At 71.1% G+C, this 15,563-nt stretch carries 14 protein-coding genes and 1 riboswitch; of the genes, 7 read left to right on the top strand and 7 right to left on the bottom strand.

Annotated elements, in window-relative coordinates:
- Positions 1-33: 33 nt before the first annotated feature.
- The 4 genes from ACFWNN_RS16045 to ACFWNN_RS16060 are packed head-to-tail and all read left to right on the top strand — an operon-like array spanning position 34 to position 2,990.
- Positions 34-414 carry a TIGR03618 family F420-dependent PPOX class oxidoreductase gene (locus tag ACFWNN_RS16045; RefSeq protein ID WP_382440656.1) on the top strand — a complete coding sequence of 127 codons (381 nt, stop codon included), beginning with the start codon at positions 34-36 and terminating at the stop codon, positions 412-414.
- Entirely contained in the window at positions 395-1,540 is a 1,146-nt protein-coding gene (gene cbiE, locus ACFWNN_RS16050; protein ID WP_382440657.1) for a precorrin-6y C5,15-methyltransferase (decarboxylating) subunit CbiE, read from the top strand. Before ACFWNN_RS16045 ends, cbiE begins: the two co-directional genes overlap by 20 nt.
- Positions 1,537-2,277, top strand: a complete 741-nt coding sequence (gene cobM / locus ACFWNN_RS16055; RefSeq protein ID WP_382440658.1) for a precorrin-4 C(11)-methyltransferase — start codon at positions 1,537-1,539, stop codon at positions 2,275-2,277. Before cbiE ends, cobM begins: the two co-directional genes overlap by 4 nt.
- Entirely contained in the window at positions 2,274-2,990 is a 717-nt protein-coding gene (locus ACFWNN_RS16060; protein WP_382440659.1) for a cobalt-precorrin-6A reductase, read from the top strand. Before cobM ends, ACFWNN_RS16060 begins: the two co-directional genes overlap by 4 nt.
- Here ACFWNN_RS16060 and ACFWNN_RS16065 read toward each other — a convergent pair.
- From ACFWNN_RS16065 to ACFWNN_RS16075, 3 genes are read right to left on the bottom strand one after another with little or no spacing between them, the layout of a single operon-like run.
- The gene (locus ACFWNN_RS16065) at positions 2,962-4,413 is read right to left on the bottom strand and encodes a precorrin-2 C(20)-methyltransferase (protein ID WP_382440660.1); all 1,452 of its coding nucleotides are present in this window, start codon (positions 4,411-4,413) and stop codon (positions 2,962-2,964) included. The two genes, ACFWNN_RS16060 and ACFWNN_RS16065, sit on opposite strands and share 29 nt — an antisense overlap.
- Complete coding sequence (locus ACFWNN_RS16070; protein ID WP_382440661.1) at positions 4,410-5,030, bottom strand: precorrin-8X methylmutase; 621 nt, start codon at positions 5,028-5,030, stop codon at positions 4,410-4,412. Before ACFWNN_RS16070 ends, ACFWNN_RS16065 begins: the two co-directional genes overlap by 4 nt.
- Complete coding sequence (locus ACFWNN_RS16075) at positions 5,027-6,022, bottom strand: hypothetical protein (protein ID WP_382440662.1); 996 nt, start codon at positions 6,020-6,022, stop codon at positions 5,027-5,029. The genes ACFWNN_RS16070 and ACFWNN_RS16075 overlap by 4 nt, the downstream gene beginning before the upstream one ends.
- 8 nt (positions 6,023-6,030) lie before the next feature.
- Positions 6,031-6,166, top strand: a riboswitch (cobalamin riboswitch).
- A gap of 34 nt (positions 6,167-6,200) precedes the next feature.
- On the opposite strand from ACFWNN_RS16075, the gene cobN reads away from it, so the two are divergent.
- Complete coding sequence (gene cobN / locus ACFWNN_RS16080; RefSeq protein ID WP_382440663.1) at positions 6,201-9,767, top strand: cobaltochelatase subunit CobN; 3,567 nt, start codon at positions 6,201-6,203, stop codon at positions 9,765-9,767.
- Here cobN and ACFWNN_RS16085 read toward each other — a convergent pair.
- Positions 9,728-10,402 (bottom strand): helix-turn-helix transcriptional regulator, encoded by a 675-nt coding sequence (locus ACFWNN_RS16085; protein ID WP_382440664.1) that lies wholly within the window; start codon positions 10,400-10,402, stop codon positions 9,728-9,730. The genes cobN and ACFWNN_RS16085 overlap by 40 nt on opposite strands.
- Before the next feature lie 54 nt (positions 10,403-10,456).
- Between ACFWNN_RS16085 and folE the strand changes: the two genes are divergently transcribed.
- Entirely contained in the window at positions 10,457-11,005 is a 549-nt protein-coding gene (gene folE, locus ACFWNN_RS16090) for a GTP cyclohydrolase I FolE (RefSeq protein ID WP_382440665.1), read from the top strand.
- Here the strand turns inward: folE and ACFWNN_RS16095 are convergent.
- On the bottom strand, positions 10,993-11,505 hold the full coding sequence (locus ACFWNN_RS16095; protein ID WP_382440666.1) for an EF-hand domain-containing protein: 513 nt from the start codon (positions 11,503-11,505) through the stop codon (positions 10,993-10,995). The two genes, folE and ACFWNN_RS16095, sit on opposite strands and share 13 nt — an antisense overlap.
- A gap of 129 nt (positions 11,506-11,634) precedes the next feature.
- Positions 11,635-12,093 carry a MarR family transcriptional regulator gene (locus ACFWNN_RS16100; protein ID WP_382440667.1) on the bottom strand — a complete coding sequence of 153 codons (459 nt, stop codon included), beginning with the start codon at positions 12,091-12,093 and terminating at the stop codon, positions 11,635-11,637.
- Positions 12,094-12,356: 263 nt separating this feature from the next.
- Between ACFWNN_RS16100 and ACFWNN_RS16105 the strand changes: the two genes are divergently transcribed.
- Positions 12,357-12,899 carry a YbhB/YbcL family Raf kinase inhibitor-like protein gene (locus tag ACFWNN_RS16105; protein WP_382440668.1) on the top strand — a complete coding sequence of 181 codons (543 nt, stop codon included), beginning with the start codon at positions 12,357-12,359 and terminating at the stop codon, positions 12,897-12,899.
- Positions 12,900-12,919: 20 nt separating this feature from the next.
- Here ACFWNN_RS16105 and ACFWNN_RS16110 read toward each other — a convergent pair whose 3' ends face one another.
- Positions 12,920-15,508: an AAA family ATPase gene (locus ACFWNN_RS16110; protein ID WP_382440669.1), complete on the bottom strand. Its 2,589-nt coding sequence runs from the start codon at positions 15,506-15,508 to the stop codon at positions 12,920-12,922.
- Positions 15,509-15,563: the final 55 nt, after the last annotated feature.

Raw genomic sequence — 15,563 nt, forward strand, 5'->3', positions numbered from 1 at the left:
GGCCGCATCGCTGCCGGCACCTATGATCAGGCCATGTCGATCGACCGCGGTGCCGCGTTCACCGAGTTCTGGACCGAGCGGCACCTGTGCACGCTTTCCACCGTCCGTCTCGACGGGACTCCGCACGTGGTGCCGGTCGGCGTCACGTTCGACGCCGAGGCCGGGGTCGCGCGGATCATCACGTCCGGCGCGTCGTGGAAGGTCAAGCACGTCAGCGAGGCCGGCTACGCCGCGGTGTGCCAGGTGGACGGTCGCCGCTGGTCCACGTTGGAGGGTCCGGCCGTCGTGCGCGACGACGTGGAATCCGTGCGCGAGGCCGAACGGCGGTACGCGTTGCGCTACAAGAAGCCGCGGGTCAACCCGGAGCGCGTCGTCATCGAGATCCAGGTGAAGCGTGTCACCGGCACCGTCTGACGTCGTGGTCGTCGGCATCGGCGCCGACGGCTGGGACGGGCTTTCCCCTGCCGCCCAACAGGCTGTTTCCCGCTCGCGTGTGCTGATGGGGTCGAAGCGGCAGCTGGATCTCGTGCCGGGGGAGTTCGAACGCGTCGCCTGGCCGTCGCCGCTGGTCCCGGCGTTGCCCGAGCTGTTCGAGAAGCACCGGGACGTGTGCGTGCTCGCGTCCGGGGATCCGATGTTCCACGGCATCGGGACCACTTTGGTGCGGCTGCTGGGCGACCGGGTGACGGTGATCCCGCATCCGTCCTCCGTGTCGCTCGCCTGCGCGCGGCTCGGATGGGCGTTGAACGAGGTCGAGGTCGTGTCGCTGGTGGCCCGTTCGGCCGACCTGCTACGCCCCGTGTTGACTCCGGGACGGCGCGTGCTCGTGCTCGGTGGCGACCCGGAGACCGTTGCGGCGCTTGCCGGCCCGATCATCGTGCTCGAACAGCTAGGTGGTGCCGCCGAGCGGGTTTACCCTTGGTCCGGGCAGGACTCGGACCCCCTGTGCGTGATCGCGATCGAGTACGGCGGAAGCGCTCTCCCGCGGGTTCCCGGACTGCCCGACGACGTGTACGAATCCGATGGCCAGCTGACGAAGCGAGAGGTGCGGGCTATTTCGCTGTCGAGATTGGCGCCGCTGCCCGGGCAGCTGCTGTGGGACGTCGGGTCCGGATCGGGCTCGATCGCGATCGAGTGGGCGCGCACGCATCCGACGTGCCGCGCCATCGCCGTCGAGCAGTCGGCCGAACGCGCAGAGCGAATCGGTCGTAACGCTGCGTCTCTGGGCGTGCCCGGCGTGGAGGTCCACATCGGACGGGCGCCGGAGGCGTTGCAGGGCCTGGAGAAGCCCGACGCGATCTTCGTCGGCGGCGGCGTGACCGTGCCCGGCGTGCTCCAGGCCTGCTGGGACGCCTTGGCTTCCGGCGGTCGTTTGGTGGTGAACGCCGTGACGCTCGAGTCCGAGGCCGTCGTGGCGCAGTGGTACGCGAAGCTCGGCGGCGACCTGGTGCGGATCGCGGTGAACCGCGGGTCGGCGGTCGGCAAGTTCACCGGGTGGCGGCCGCACATGCCCGTGACGACCTGGAGTGTCATCAAGTGACCGTGCACTTCATCGGCGCCGGACCGGGGGCGGCCGATCTCATCACCGTGCGCGGGCAGTCGTTGATCGCCAAGTCGCCGGTCTGCCTCTACGCCGGCGCGCTGGTCCCGGTGGAACTGCTGGACTTCTGCCCGCCGGGCGCGCGAAAGATCGACACCGCGCAGCTGACTTTGGACGAGATCGTCGCGGAACTCGTCGCGGCCGCGGAGGCCGGGCTCGACGTGGCCCGCCTGCACTCCGGCGACCCGGCGGTGTTCAGCGCGATGGCCGAGCAGATGCGCCGGTTGGACGCTCTCGGTATCGAGTACGACGTGACGCCGGGCGTGCCCGCGTTCGCCGCTGCCGCGGCGTCGTTGCAGCGCGAACTCACCGTGCCCGGCGTGGGACAGACCGTGATCCTGACGCGCACCTCGCAGCGCGCCACGCCGATGCCCGAGGGCGAGGACCTGGACACGCTGGGCCGCAGCCACGCGACCCTGGTGCTGCACCTGGCCGTGCAGCGGATCTCCGACGTCGTGGCGGAGCTGGTGCCGAACTACGGGCCGGACTGCCCGGTCGCGGTCGTCGCCTACGCGTCGCGCGCGGACGAAGTGGTGCTGCGCGGGACGTTGGACGACATCGCGGCGCAGGTCGTGGCGGCCGGGATCAAGCGGACCGCGGTGATCATCGTGGGACAGGTGCTGGGGGCGACGCAGTTCCCGGACAGCCACCTGTACTCGGCCACCCGCGTTCGATGATCCTGGTCCTCGGCGGCACGGGGGAGGCGCGGGAACTCGCGCGGCGGCTGGTGGCAGCGGAACGGAAGGTCGTCTCGTCGTTGGCCGGGCGCGTCAGCAACCCGGCCCTCCCCGCCGGCGAGGTGCGGATCGGCGGGTTCGGCGGCGTTTACGGCCTGGCGGAGTGGTTGCGGGACAACGCTGTCAGGGCTGTGGTCGACGCGACCCACCCGTTCGCGCGGCAGATCACCCAGAACGCTTTCGAGGCCTGTCAGCGGGTCGGCGTGCCGTTGCTGATCCTGCGGCGACCCGGGTTCGCGCCGCGGCCCGGCTGGGTGTGGGTGGACAGCGTGGCCGAAGCCGCGCGGACCCTGCCCGGCGCCAGGGTGTTCCTGACGACCGGGCGGCAGGACCTCGCCGAGTTCGCGGGGTGCCCGCAGTGGTTCCTGGCGCGCATGGTCGAGCCGCCGGAACCGCCTCTGCCCCACCGGATCGAGGTGCTGCTCGCGCGTGGTCCGTTCACTGTGGACGGTGAGCTGGAGCTGATGCGGTCGCGGCGGATCGACGTGCTCGTCACCAAGGACAGCGGCGGGGCGATGACGTCGGCCAAGCTCGACGCCGCCCAGCAGCTCGGGATTCCGGTGGTGGTCGTGCGCAGGCCACCGCTCCCGCCGGCGGAAATGGTGGCCTCCGTGGACGACGCCGTCAGCTGGTCGGGTACCGCCGGGGTGTGAACACCACGCCCTGCGCGGTCACGATCGTCTGGGACGAGCCGATGATCAGCAGGCAGCGCATGTCGATCGTGGCCGGGTCCAGCGTGCCGAGCGTGAGGACGCGGATCTCCTCTTCCGGGCCGCCGACGTCACGTCCGACGACGACCGGGGTCTCCGGCGCGCGGTGCTGGAGCAGCAGGTCGCGCATGTCCGCCACCTGGTGGGTGCGGGCCTTCGACGCGGGGTTGTAGATCGCGATCACCAGGTCGGCCTTCGCCGTGGCGGTGAGGCGGTCGGCGATGACGTCCCACGGCTTGAGGCGGTCGCTGAGCGAGATCACCGCGTAGTCGTGCCCGAGCGGCGCACCCGCCTTGGCGGCCACGGCGTTCGCGGCCGTGACACCGGGGATGACGCGCACCGGCACGTCGTTCGTCTCCGCCGCCACTTCGAGGACCGCCGTGGCCATCGCGAAGACGCCGGGGTCGCCCGAGGAGATGACCGCGACCCGCGCGCCCTTGCGGGCCAGGTCCAGGGCGAAGGCGGCGCGTTCGGACTCGACCTGGTTGTGCGAGGAGTGCTTCTTCTGGCCGGGGCGGTGCGGGACCCGGTCGAGGTAGGTGCTGTAGCCGACCAGTTCATCGGCCGCCTCCAGCTCCTGGCGGGCCTCCGGGGTGAGCCACGCGCGGTCGCCGGGGCCGAGGCCGATGACGACGACCTCGCCCTTCGGCCTGGCGGGCTTCGACTGGCTCGGCAGCACGGCGATCGAGAAGTACGGGACGTCGGCGGGGTCGACGTCGGCCAGCGGCGACATCTTCTGCCTGCCGGTGGTCGCGCGCTCGACGTACCAGGCGCCGTCGAGCCTGCCGGACGCTTCGAGCGCCTCCCGCACGTTGCCGAAAGTGCGGCCCAGCTTGAGGATCGCGGCGGAGTCGGTGTCGGCGAGACGGCTCGCGAGCTCGGCGGGCGGGAGCGTGCCGGGCAGGATCGTGAGCACCTCGTCGCGTTCGACGAGTGGCGTGCCGAGGACCGCACTCGCGCCGCTCACCGACGTGACGCCGGGGACGACCTCCCACTCGTAGCGGTCTTTGAGGCGCTTGTGCATGTGCATGTAGGAGCCGTAGAAGAACGGGTCTCCGGCGGCGAGCACGACGACGTCGCGGCCCGCGTCGAGGTGCGCGGCCAGCGTGGCGGCGGCCTCCTCGTAGAAGGCGTCGATCTCGCCCTGGTAGTCGTCCGTGTCCTCGGTGGTGACCGGGTAGACGAGCTGTTCCATGATCTGGCCGTCGCGGAAGTAAGGCGCCGCAATGGTTTTCGCGACACTCCGGCCGTGGCGCGCGCTGTGGAACGCCACCACGTCGGCCTCGCTGATGAGCCGCGCGGCCTTGACCGTCACGAGTTCGGGGTCGCCCGGACCCAGGCCGACGCCGTAAAGTTTGCCCGTCACTCTTCCTCGCTCGCGATCGCGTTGATGGCCGCCGCCGTCATGGCACTGCCGCCGCGCCGTCCGCGCACCACGAGGTGCTCCAGATCCGTTGCGGCCAAAGCTTCCTTGGACTCCGCGGCCCCGATGAACCCGACCGGGATGCCGAGGATCGCGGCCGGCCGAGGTGCCCCGGCGGCGATCAGGTCGAGGAGGTGGAACAACGCCGTGGGCGCGTTGCCGATCGCGATCACCGCGCCGCCGAACCGGTCCTGCAGGAGCTCGAGTGCGGCGGCACTGCGCGTGTTGCCGATGGCCTGCGCTCGGGCCGGTGTGCGCGGATCCTGCAGGTAGCACAGGACTTCGTTGTCTTTGGGCAGCCGTCGGCGGGTCACACCGGACGCGACCATGTTGGCGTCGCACAGGATCGGCGCGCCGCTGCGCAGGGCGGTGCGGGCGTCGCGAACGACGTTGGGCGAGAACGCGACGTCGGCGGGCAGGTCGGTCATGCCGCACGCGTGGATCATGCGGACGACGACCTGGGCGACGTCGTCGGGGAACCCGGTGAGGTCCGACTCCGCGCGGATGGTGGCGAAGGACTGGCGGTAGATCTCCGCCCCGTCCTTGATGTACTGCGTCAACGGATCTCCTCGTAGCCGTCGCCGGTCGCGACGAACTCGATCACTTCGCCCGCCGGGCGGCCGCAGCGGCGGGCACAGCCCGACCAGTGCACAGGGCGGGAGTGCGGGGTGCCGAGCCACGCGCGCGCGTCGGCTCGGACATCGGAGAGCGATTTGGCGCAGCCGGGGCGGCCGGTGCAGGCGCTGACGCCGTGCCAGGGGGAGCGCGGGTCGGTGATGAGGCCGGAGACGTCGGTGCCAGCCGGCACGACCAGGCTGCGCCACGGGGTCAGGCGCAGGGCGGTGCCGGGGAGTTGGGTCGCGTCGAGGCGGCCGAGTGGGACGCCCGGGGTCAACGGTGAAGGTGCGACAGGGGTCACAGCCGGGGTGATGCGCGGGGCGTCCGAAGTGCCGAAGTGGGCGGTGATCTTTCGCACACCGTCGTCCACTTCGGACAGGCGCCAGGCCGAGCCGCGCCACTGCTGGAAGAGGCGGGCGGCGGACACCACGGCGTCCACGGGATCGGTCACGCGGACGCCGGTGTCCTGGCCCGCGAGCAGCAGGGCGAAGACGCCAGGGGAGACGCTGACCAGCCCGAAGTCCCCGCCGAGCCCACTCGCCGCGGCACCCACCGTCAGCAGGAAGCGGCCCGGCAGGTCTGCCAGCGAGGCGTCCGCGCACAGTGCCGAGTCCAGAGCGTCGACCAGCGGCTGGTTGTCCTCCAACGGCGCCGCGATGATGTTGCGCATCCGCTCGTGCGTGGCCGACGGCAGCAGCCCCGCCGCAGCCAGGCGCGCACCCAGCTCCACGCCGTCCGCCAGGCCCCTGATCTGGAGGTTCGCCCGCGAGGTCAGCTCGACGGCACCCGAACCCAGCTCTGCGGCGGCCTCCCGGACCACGTCCCACTGAGTAGCGGAAAGGGTGCCGCCCGGCACCCGGATGCGCGCCAGCCCGCCGTCGGCCGCGGCGTGCAGCTCGACGGCGCCGGGGCAGGCATCCGGGTGACTACGCATAGGTCGGACTGTAACCCGCCGGTTAGGGTGAGCCCGAACGACGAAGCGCAGGAGGAAGCCGGTGTGAATCCGGCGCGGTCCCGCCACTGTGACCAGTGCACGACGCTGGGAGTCAGGAACTCCGCTTCGGCCGTCACCCGCAACCTGGGGCGAGGACCCCACGAGGGATGGAGCCTGCGTGATCCTGCTGCTGTCGACCTCCGACACCGACCTGCTGTCGGCGCGTGCGAGCGGTGCCGAGTACCGGCTCGGCAACCCCGCGCGCACGACCGTCGACGACCTTCCCGGGCTCGTGGAGGGCGTCGAGCTGGTGCTCGTGCGCATCCTCGGTGGCCGCAGGATGTGGGAGGAAGGGCTCGACTGGCTGCTCGCCTGTGGGCTGCCCGTGGTCGTGCTCGGCGGTGAGATGCAGCCCGACGCGGCGCTCATGGAGCTGTCGACGGTGCCCGGTGGCGTGTGCGCGGAGGCGCACCTCTACCTCGCGCACGGCGGTCCGGCGAACCTCACCGAGCTGCACAAGTTCCTCTCCGACACCGTGCTGCTGACCGGCCACGGCTTCGCGGCCCCCGCCGCCACCCCCACGTGGGGTGTGCTGGAGCGGGAGGAGACGAAGGCCGAAGGTCCCACGGTCGCGGTGCTCTACTACCGCGCGCACCACGTCGCCGGGAACACGGCGTTCGTGCACGCCCTGTGCGACGCCATCGAGGCCAAGGGCGGCAAGGCCCTGCTCGTGTACTGCTCGTCGCTCAGGACCGCCGAACCCGAGCTGCTCGACACGCTGCGCAAGGCTGACGCGCTGGTCGTCACGGTGCTCGCGGCGGGCGGCACGAACCCCGCCAAGGCGTCCGCCGGTGGCGACGACGACGCTTGGGACGTCGGCGCGCTCGCCGCGCTGGACGTGCCGATCCTGCAAGGGCTGTGCCTCACCTCCAGCCGCGAGACGTGGGACGAGAACGACGACGGACTGTCTCCTTTGGACACCGCGACCCAGGTCGCGATCCCGGAGTTCGACGGCCGGATCATCACGGTTCCGTTCTCCTTCAAGGAGATCGACGAGGACGGGCTCACCGTCTACGTCGCCGACCCGGAACGGGCGCTGCGCGTCGCGGGCATCGCGGTGCGGCACGGCAGGCTCAGGCACATCCCCGTCGCCGAACGCAAGATCGTCGTGATGCTGTCGGCGTACCCGACGAAGCACTCGCGCATCGGCAACGCCGTCGGCCTCGACACCCCCGCGTCGACCGTCCGGCTGCTGAAGGCCATGCGGGAGCACGGGTACGACATCGGCGACGAGCTGCCGGGCGTCGACGAGCTCGACGGCGACAAGCTCATCCACGCGTTGATCGCGGCCGGCGGCCAGGACGCCGACTGGCTCACGCAGGAGCAGTTCGAGAGCAACCCGATCCGCATCGCCGCGGCCGACTACCGCGAGTTCTACGAGACGCTGCCGGACGACTTCCGCGAGTCGATGCAGGAGCACTGGGGCGAGGCGCCCGGCACGCTCTTCGTCGACCACTCGAAGTCCAAGGACGGCGAGATCGTGCTGGCCGCGCTGCGGTCCGGCAACGTCGCGGTGATCGTGCAGCCGCCGCGCGGGTTCGGCGAGAACCCCATCGCGATCTACCACGACCCGGACCTGCCGCCGTCGCACCACTACCTCGCGGCGTACCGGTGGGTCGAGTCGAACTTCGGCGCGGACGCGGTCGTGCACGTCGGCAAGCACGGCAACCTGGAGTGGTTGCCCGGCAAGACCGTCGGCATGTCGGCGTCCTGCGGCACGGACGCGGCGCTCGGCGACCTGCCGCTGATCTACCCGTTCCTCGTCAACGACCCGGGCGAGGGCACTCAGGCCAAGCGCCGCGCGCACGCCACGCTGGTCGACCACCTCGTGCCGCCGATGGCCCGCGCCGACAGCTACGGCGACATCGCGCGCCTGGAGCAGTTGCTGGACGAGTACGGGAACATCTCCGCGATGGACCCGGCCAAGGTGCCGGCGATCCGCGCGCAGATCTGGACGCTGATCAAGGCCGCGAAGCTCGACCACGACCTCGGCATGGAGGACCGGCCGCACGACGCGGAGTTCGACGAGTTCATCCTGCACGTCGACGGCTGGCTGTGCGAGGTCAAGGACGTCCAGATCCGCGACGGCCTGCACATCCTCGGCGAGGCGCCGACCGGCAGCGTTCGCGTCAACCTTGTGCTCGCCATGCTCCAGGCACGGCAGATGTGGGGCGGCCAGGTCGCGGCACTGCCCGGCCTGCGGGAGGCGCTCGGGCTCACGACCACGGGCCGCGAAGACGTTGACGCGGTTGAGGAAGAGGCTCGCGGGCTCGTCCAGGCGATGGAGGACGCGGGCTGGGACCGTGCCGCCGCAGCGGGTCTGCACGAGTCGGAGGACGTCCAGAAGATCCTGGAGTTCGCGGCCGTCGAGGTCGTGCCCCGGTTGGCCCGCACCACCGACGAGATGACGAACGTCCTGCACGCGCTGGACGGCGGCTACATCCCGGCGGGCCCGTCGGGTTCTCCGTTGCGCGGCCTGGTGAACGTGCTGCCGACCGGCCGCAACTTCTACTCGGTCGACCCGAAGGCCATCCCGTCGCGGCTCGCGTGGGAGACCGGCCAGGCGATGGCCGACTCGCTGCTCGCCCGGTACCGCGACGAGAACGACGGTGAGTGGCCGCCCTCGGTCGGCCTGTCGGTCTGGGGCACGTCCGCGATGCGCACCGCCGGCGACGACATCGCCGAGGTGTTCGCGCTGCTCGGCGTCCGGCCGGTGTGGGACGACCAGTCCCGCCGCGTCACCGGGCTCGAGGTCGTCCCGCTCGACGAGCTGGAGCGCCCGCGCGTCGACGTCACGATCCGCATCTCCGGCTTCTTCCGGGACGCCTTCCCGCACGTCGTGTCCATGTTGGACGATGCCGTGCAGCTGGTGGCCGCGCTGGACGAACCGGCCGAGCAGAACTTCGTGCGCGCGCACATGCTCAAGGACCTCGAAGAGCACGGCGACGAGCGCCGCGCCACGTTGCGCGTCTTCGGTTCCAAGCCGGGCGCGTACGGTGCCGGCGTGCTGCCGTTGATCGACAGCCGCAACTGGCGCGACTCGTCCGACATCGCCGAGGTCTACGCGGTGTGGGGCGGCTACGCCTACGGCCGCGGCGTCGACGGCATCGCCGCGCGGGCGGACATGGAGTCGGCCTACCGCCGGATCGCGGTGGCGGCCAAGAACATCGACACCCGCGAGCACGACATCGCCGACTCGGACGACTACTTCCAGTACCACGGCGGCATGGTCACGATGGTGAAGGCGTTGACGGGCAAGGCACCCGCCGCGTACGTCGGTGACAGCACGCGCCCCGAGGCCGTCCGCACCCGCACGCTGACCGAGGAGACGTCGCGGATCTTCCGCGCCCGCGTGGTGAACCCGCGCTGGGTCGGGGCGATGCGCAACCACGGCTACAAGGGCGCGTTCGAGCTCCAGGCCACCGTCGAGTACCTCTTCGGCTACGACGCCACGACCGGGGTCGTCGCCGACTGGATGTACGAGAAGCTCACCGAGACGTACGTGCTCGACCCGGAGACCCGCAAGTTCATGCAGACGTCGAACCCGTGGGCGTTGCACGGCATCGCGGAACGCCTGCTGGAGGCGGCCGAGCGCAAGATGTGGGAGCACCCGGAGGAGTCCACTCTGGACGCGCTGCGGGCGGCCTACCTGGAGACCGAGGGCGACCTGGAGGACGGCGCCTGATCGACCCGGACGCAGCAGTGGCCTGACGACGGGGCGAGGCGGGCGGTGACGCCGTGCGCCTCGATCCCGTCGAGCAGGCCGCTGACGAGGCAGAGGTTCATGCCGCACACCAACTCGGTGTGCCGGTGCGCCAGGCTGTGGAACGGGCAGTTCCGCAGCAGGATCGACGTTCCCTCGACCCGTGGCTCGAAACCCAAGCGCGCCAACGCCTCCACCACGCCGTCCGACGGGTCCGCGGCATCGGCACCCCACTCGTAGGCCCGCCGGTTCAGGATCACCCGCGCCGGCTCACCGGTCTGCTCGGACTCCACCACCGCGTCCGTCAGCAGGTGGCTCGCGGCCTCGTAGCGACGGTCCGGCAAGGACACCTCGATGTGCTCGTCCGACCGCCGGTAGAGCTTCGCGGGACGCCCGGCGCCCGGCCCGGACCGTCCGGTGCGGCGCTCGTGGACCACTGTGAGCAAGCCCATCTCCACCAGTTTGTCGAGGTGGAACGCGGCCGTCGTGCGGGGCAGGTCGACGGCCTGCGCGGCCTCGTCCTTGCTGATGGGAGACGTGGCGGCGGCCACGAGGTCGTAGAGCCTGCGCCGGTTCGGTTCGTCCAGGGCCGCGACGGCGGCGACGGGATCAGGCATCTCTAAAAACTACTCTTGTTGACTAAATTCGGAAAGCAGATCTACCGTGACGGCATGGACGTCGAAGCGGCGCAGCGGGCGGTAACGGACCTGCTCAAGGCACTCGGCAAGGACCCGTACTCGGTGCACCTCGCGGACACTCCCCGCCGGGTCGCGCACGCCTACGCGGAGATGCTGACGCCCCGCGAGTTCACCATGACGACGTTCCCCAACGACGAGGGCTACGACGAACTCGTGCTCGCCCGCAGCATCCCGGTGCAGTCGTTGTGCGAGCACCACATGCTGCCGTTCCACGGCGTCGCGCACGTCGGTTACCTGCCGGGCGAACGGATCCTGGGGCTGTCGAAGCTCGCCAGGGTCGTGGAGATGTTCGCCCGGGACCTCCAGGTGCAGGAGCGGCTCACCAAGCAGGTCGCCGACTGGTTGCAGGACCAGTTGCAGCCCCTGGGAGTCGGCGTCGTCATCGAGGCCGAGCACATGTGCATGGCGTTGCGCGGCGTGCGGGTCAACGGCTCCCGCACGGTCACGTCCGCGCTGAAGGGCGTGCTGCGGGAGAACCCCGCGTCACGTCAGGAGTTCTTCACCCTCGTTCAGGCCGCCTGAACCGGGCCGAACACGTACGAGCCGGGCGCGTCCGCGTCGTCGCCCGCCCAGAACTCGGCCCACAGCGTGGCGAACTCGGCGCGCGACAGCCTGCCGTCACCGTCGAGGTCCAGCACAGCGAAGTCGGTGGTGCCCTCGTGGCCGAGCCACGCCTCGATCATCACCCGGTACTCGTCCTCGGAGACGAAGTCGTCGTTGTCGGAGTCGACGACGCCGAACATCGCGTCGGCCGTGCCCAGCACGGGTTCGATGTTGTGCGGCAACACGTCCACGACGCTCAGCACGTCGTCCAGCGTCACCCGGTCCGAACCCGCGGCCTGCTGGAGGGTCTCCCACCAGCCCAGCATCACCGTGGTCAGCAGCTTCTCGTCGCTGCCGCGCAACGCCGACCAGCGCCGCGCGAGCAGCCGGAAGTCCTCCTCGGTCAGGTAGCCGTCCTCGGTGACGTCCATGGCCCCGAAGACCAGAACCACCTTGCTGCGCTGAAATTCGCTCGCCATGCGACAGGACGATAGGGCCGAAAGGCGCAATCCAACCATCGGCCGAACGGGTCCGAACCATTCACGAATGTGCGACATCACCGGGGTTCGCCGCTTCCTCGCGGCGAACGGTCCTTCCGATGTCGCGCGTCACGCCTCGACGGCGTCGGCGAGGAGGTTGAGCAGTTCGGTCGCGGCCCCGACCCGAGATCGTTCCGCCAGTGGCAGAGCACGTTCGATCGCGCCCACCAGTGCCGCTGCCCGCGCCGTGCGATCGCGTTTCAAGCACTCCCTGCCGGCGGGCGTGGCCGTCACGACCACCTGGCGGCGGTCCTGCGGATGAGCGTCGACGGAGATCAGTCCGGCATCCTGCAACAGGCCCACCGTGCGCGCCATCGACTGATGACGCACCTGTTCACGCCGTGCCAGCTCCGCGATGGACAACGCTCCGTCCCGAGCCACCCAGCCCAGGACCGCCGCCTGGTTGGCGGGAAAGCCGTCCACCTGGCGCACGCTGCGCACGAGGCGCCCCACGGCCGCGCGCAGCTCGTCCGCATCCGTCCACACATCACCGCGCGGAGCGCTCCGATCGCGCCCGGTCCCAGTCACATCCGCAGTCTAGGTGCCGTTAATGCCACCTGACCACTGATCCCTGGCGTGCCCGCAGGTCTGGCGGCGCGGGGAACCTCGCGGCGCCCGTATTCGCTGTTCAGGGCACCAAAGCTCGTCGGTCTTGTCATGGGCGACCCACGGGATCTCGCTGGCCCTCGGCGCCACGCGGTTGATTTTTGTACAGCCTTGCTGTACTTCTTGATGTGCAGCAAGGCTGTACACATTGCCGACAGCACCCCTCAATCCCAGGAGTCACAGTCGTGTCCCATCCCGCGTCCCCCGGTCCGTACGCCCTCGCCTTTCCCGCGCCGGCCTTCACCCTGACGAGTCCCGACTTCAGTCCCGGCGAGGCTCTTCCCGAGTCCGCTCACGCCACCGAACACGCGCCCGGCGCGTCTCCTGCCCTGCGCTGGCACGGTTTCTCCGCCGAGGCGCGCAGCTTCGTCGTCACTGCCTTCGACCCCGACGCGCCCATCGCCGGTGGCCTGTGGCACTGGCTCGCCAAGGACGTCCCCGGCGACGTCACCGCCCTCGAACCAGATGCGGGAGCGCCGGACGACGACACCTTCCCCGGCGTCGTCCTGAGCAACTCACTGGGAGTCGACGGCTACAGCGGTGTCAATCCACCGCCCGGCACGGGGCGCCACCGCCTCTACCTGTGCGTCACCGCGCTGTCCGTGGCCACCCTGGACACGCCGCCTCACGTGTCTCCCGCCCTGCTGCAGATCCTGATGCTTCCCCACACGGTCGGCCGCGCACTGCTGACGGGCACCAGTGAAGCCGGGGACGACCGCGCGGCGTAGACGGTGCGTGGTCCTCGCTCTCAGATTCCCTGCGAGGAGCCTTCGCTCTCGCTGAACCCACTGGAGTCAAGGGAATCGGCCAGCTGCAAGCGGCCGTGCACACCCAGCTTCCGGTAGATGCCCGACAGCACGCCGGACACCGATTCAGCGGGCATGAGCAGCGTCGACGCGATCTCGTCATCCGAACGGCCGCGTGCCGCCAGTTCAGCGACCTGGTGCTCCACCGGGGTGAGCGCGGTCGGCCCCGTCTGGCGCATCCGGCGGGGCCCCGCGCTGGTGGCCACGAGCTCGGAGTAGGCCCGTGCGGCCATCGCCGACGAGCCGCACTTCTGCGCCAGGTCCACCGCGTCCCGCAGACACACACGCGCCGCGGCGGTGTCGCCCTGCCGGCGCACCACCACACCGAGGTCCACCAACGCGCGCGCGAGTTCCAGCCGGGCAGGGGAGCCGCGCAGCACCCGGACCGCCTCTTCGAGCAACGTCCGCCCGGCCGCGCCCGCCGTCACCCGGCCCGCCGCGCGCAACGCCATGCCCAACGCCCGTGGCGCGCCCCATTCGCGGGCCAGCACGACCTCTTCCAGCGCCAGCTCGCGGGCACGTTCGCCGTCGCCCATCGCCGCGCACGCCAGAGCCGCGCCGGACCGCCACGACAGGGCCGCCGGGTTGCGGTACGGCCAGGCCGCGCAGTGCCGTCCGGCGGCCAGAAACGCTTCCAGGGCCTCGTGATCGTCGCCTCGCGCGGTCAGCATCCGGCCCCGCACGGTCAGCACGCCGCCGAACGACCACACGCGGCGCGTGTCGTCCGTCGTGGCCTCGGCGATCACCAGCGCGGCCTCGTCCAGCCTGCCCTCTTCCAGCAGGATGTCCGCGAGCAGCGCGGCGTGCCACGCCGTCACCGCGTGCCAGCGGCGGTCCTGCCGCAGGTGCAGCCCGGCGGTCTCCAGGTCGGCGCGGGCGGAGGCGAGATCTCCCTTGCGGCGCTGGACGTTCGCGCGCATCACGTTCGTCAGCGCGCGCAGCACCGGTGCCTGCCCGCGGTCGACCTCGTCCAGCACGGCCAGCGCCTCGTCCAGCGAGTCGGCGAGGTTCAGCGTCATCGCCGACGCCAGCGACGCCAGCACGCCGTCCGTCGACACCAGCCGCACGGCCTCCGAAGCCCTGATGTCGCCCACCATCACGCGGTGCAGCACGCCGGCGGGGGAGTCGAGCGAGACCGACGAGGGCACGGCCTCCTGCCACGCGAGCCCGTGCACGGCCAGATGTGCCTGCGCGCAGGGAGAACTGCCCAGAACGCCCCGGATCTCCGCCGGTTCACCGGCGGCGTGCAGGGCGTAGGACAGGGCGATGGCCGACTCGACATCGTCCACATCGGACTGATAGGCCTCGCGCAGCCGGGCGGTCGCACCCGGCAGGTTGCCGACCAGCTCGGCGATCCCGAGCAGCCGCAACGCCCGGGACGGGTTCGCCACCGGCTCGCGCAACGCCCGCCACAGCAACCGGGCCGCACCGGCCGTGTCGCCGTGGTTCACCGCTTCCTGGGCGGCGCGGTCGAGCACCTCGCCCGCCCACGGCTCCAGCCCGGGAGAGGTCTCCAGCAGGTGGTCGGCGACTGCCCGATCGGACGCGCCGTGCGCCCGCAACGACCGCGCGGCCCGCAGGTGCAGCGCCGCACGGGCAGGCGCGGGCATGTCGTCCAGCACCGCGGGCCCGGCCACGCCGAGCAGCTCCACGGTCCGGACGGCCTCCGCGAGCTCGACCGGACTCAGCCGCGTCAGCTCGGCCAGCACACCGGGATGCGGCGACGGGCCGAGCGCGGCGAGGCAGTGTGCCGCGGCCACGACGGCGGCCGGACGGCGGCGCAACCGGGCCGCCATGATCTCGCCGGCCACCTCCGCGCCGCGCTGAGCGACCCGCCACGCGGCTTCGGCCGTCGGTGGCACCGCGTCCTCCGCCAACGCCCTGAGCAGGCGCGTCACCGTCAACGGGTTGCCGCCGGTCGCCTCGCAGCACGCCGCCACGAACTCGGGCGCGGCCTCGCCCAGCGCCTCGGAGACCAGCAGGCCGACCTCGGCCGGCGTCAGGTTGTCCAGCGCGATCCGCTGGCACGCCGCCATGATCTCGCCGAACGACGGGTCGTCACACCGTTCGCCGACACCCAGCGACAACACCAGGGCGACCGGCAGCCGTTGCACCCGCAGGGCCAGGTAGGCGAGCCAGCGCACCGACGCGGCGTCGGCCCAGTGCACGTCGTCCACCACGACGAGCAACTCCCGCCGCGCGCCCAGCGCGGCGACGAGCCGGTAGACGCCGTGCAGCACCGAGAAATCGGGTGCGGACGCGGTGAGCTGCACCGCGCCCATCGCCTCCGCGGGAACGAGATCCGGGTCCACCAGGTCGAAGAGCTGTGCCACGATCCCAAATGGAAGATCGCTTTCCAATGCACTTCCCCGAGCGCGCACGACCTGCCTGCCGGAGGCTTCCCAGCGCGCCGCGAGGTCGTCCAGCGCCGCCGTCTTTCCCGTGCCAGGGGCGCCTTCCAGCACGGTGGTCGTGCCCGCCGCCACCTGATCGCTGATTCCGGCGCACCACACTTTCAGCCGGTTTTCCAAGATCTCTCCACAATCCGCCGCTGAAAGTATCAGCGGAATTGATGCTAGGAGAAAG

The organism is Lentzea sp. NPDC058450, assembly GCF_042721395.1.
Lineage (GTDB): Bacteria > Actinomycetota > Actinomycetes > Mycobacteriales > Pseudonocardiaceae > Lentzea.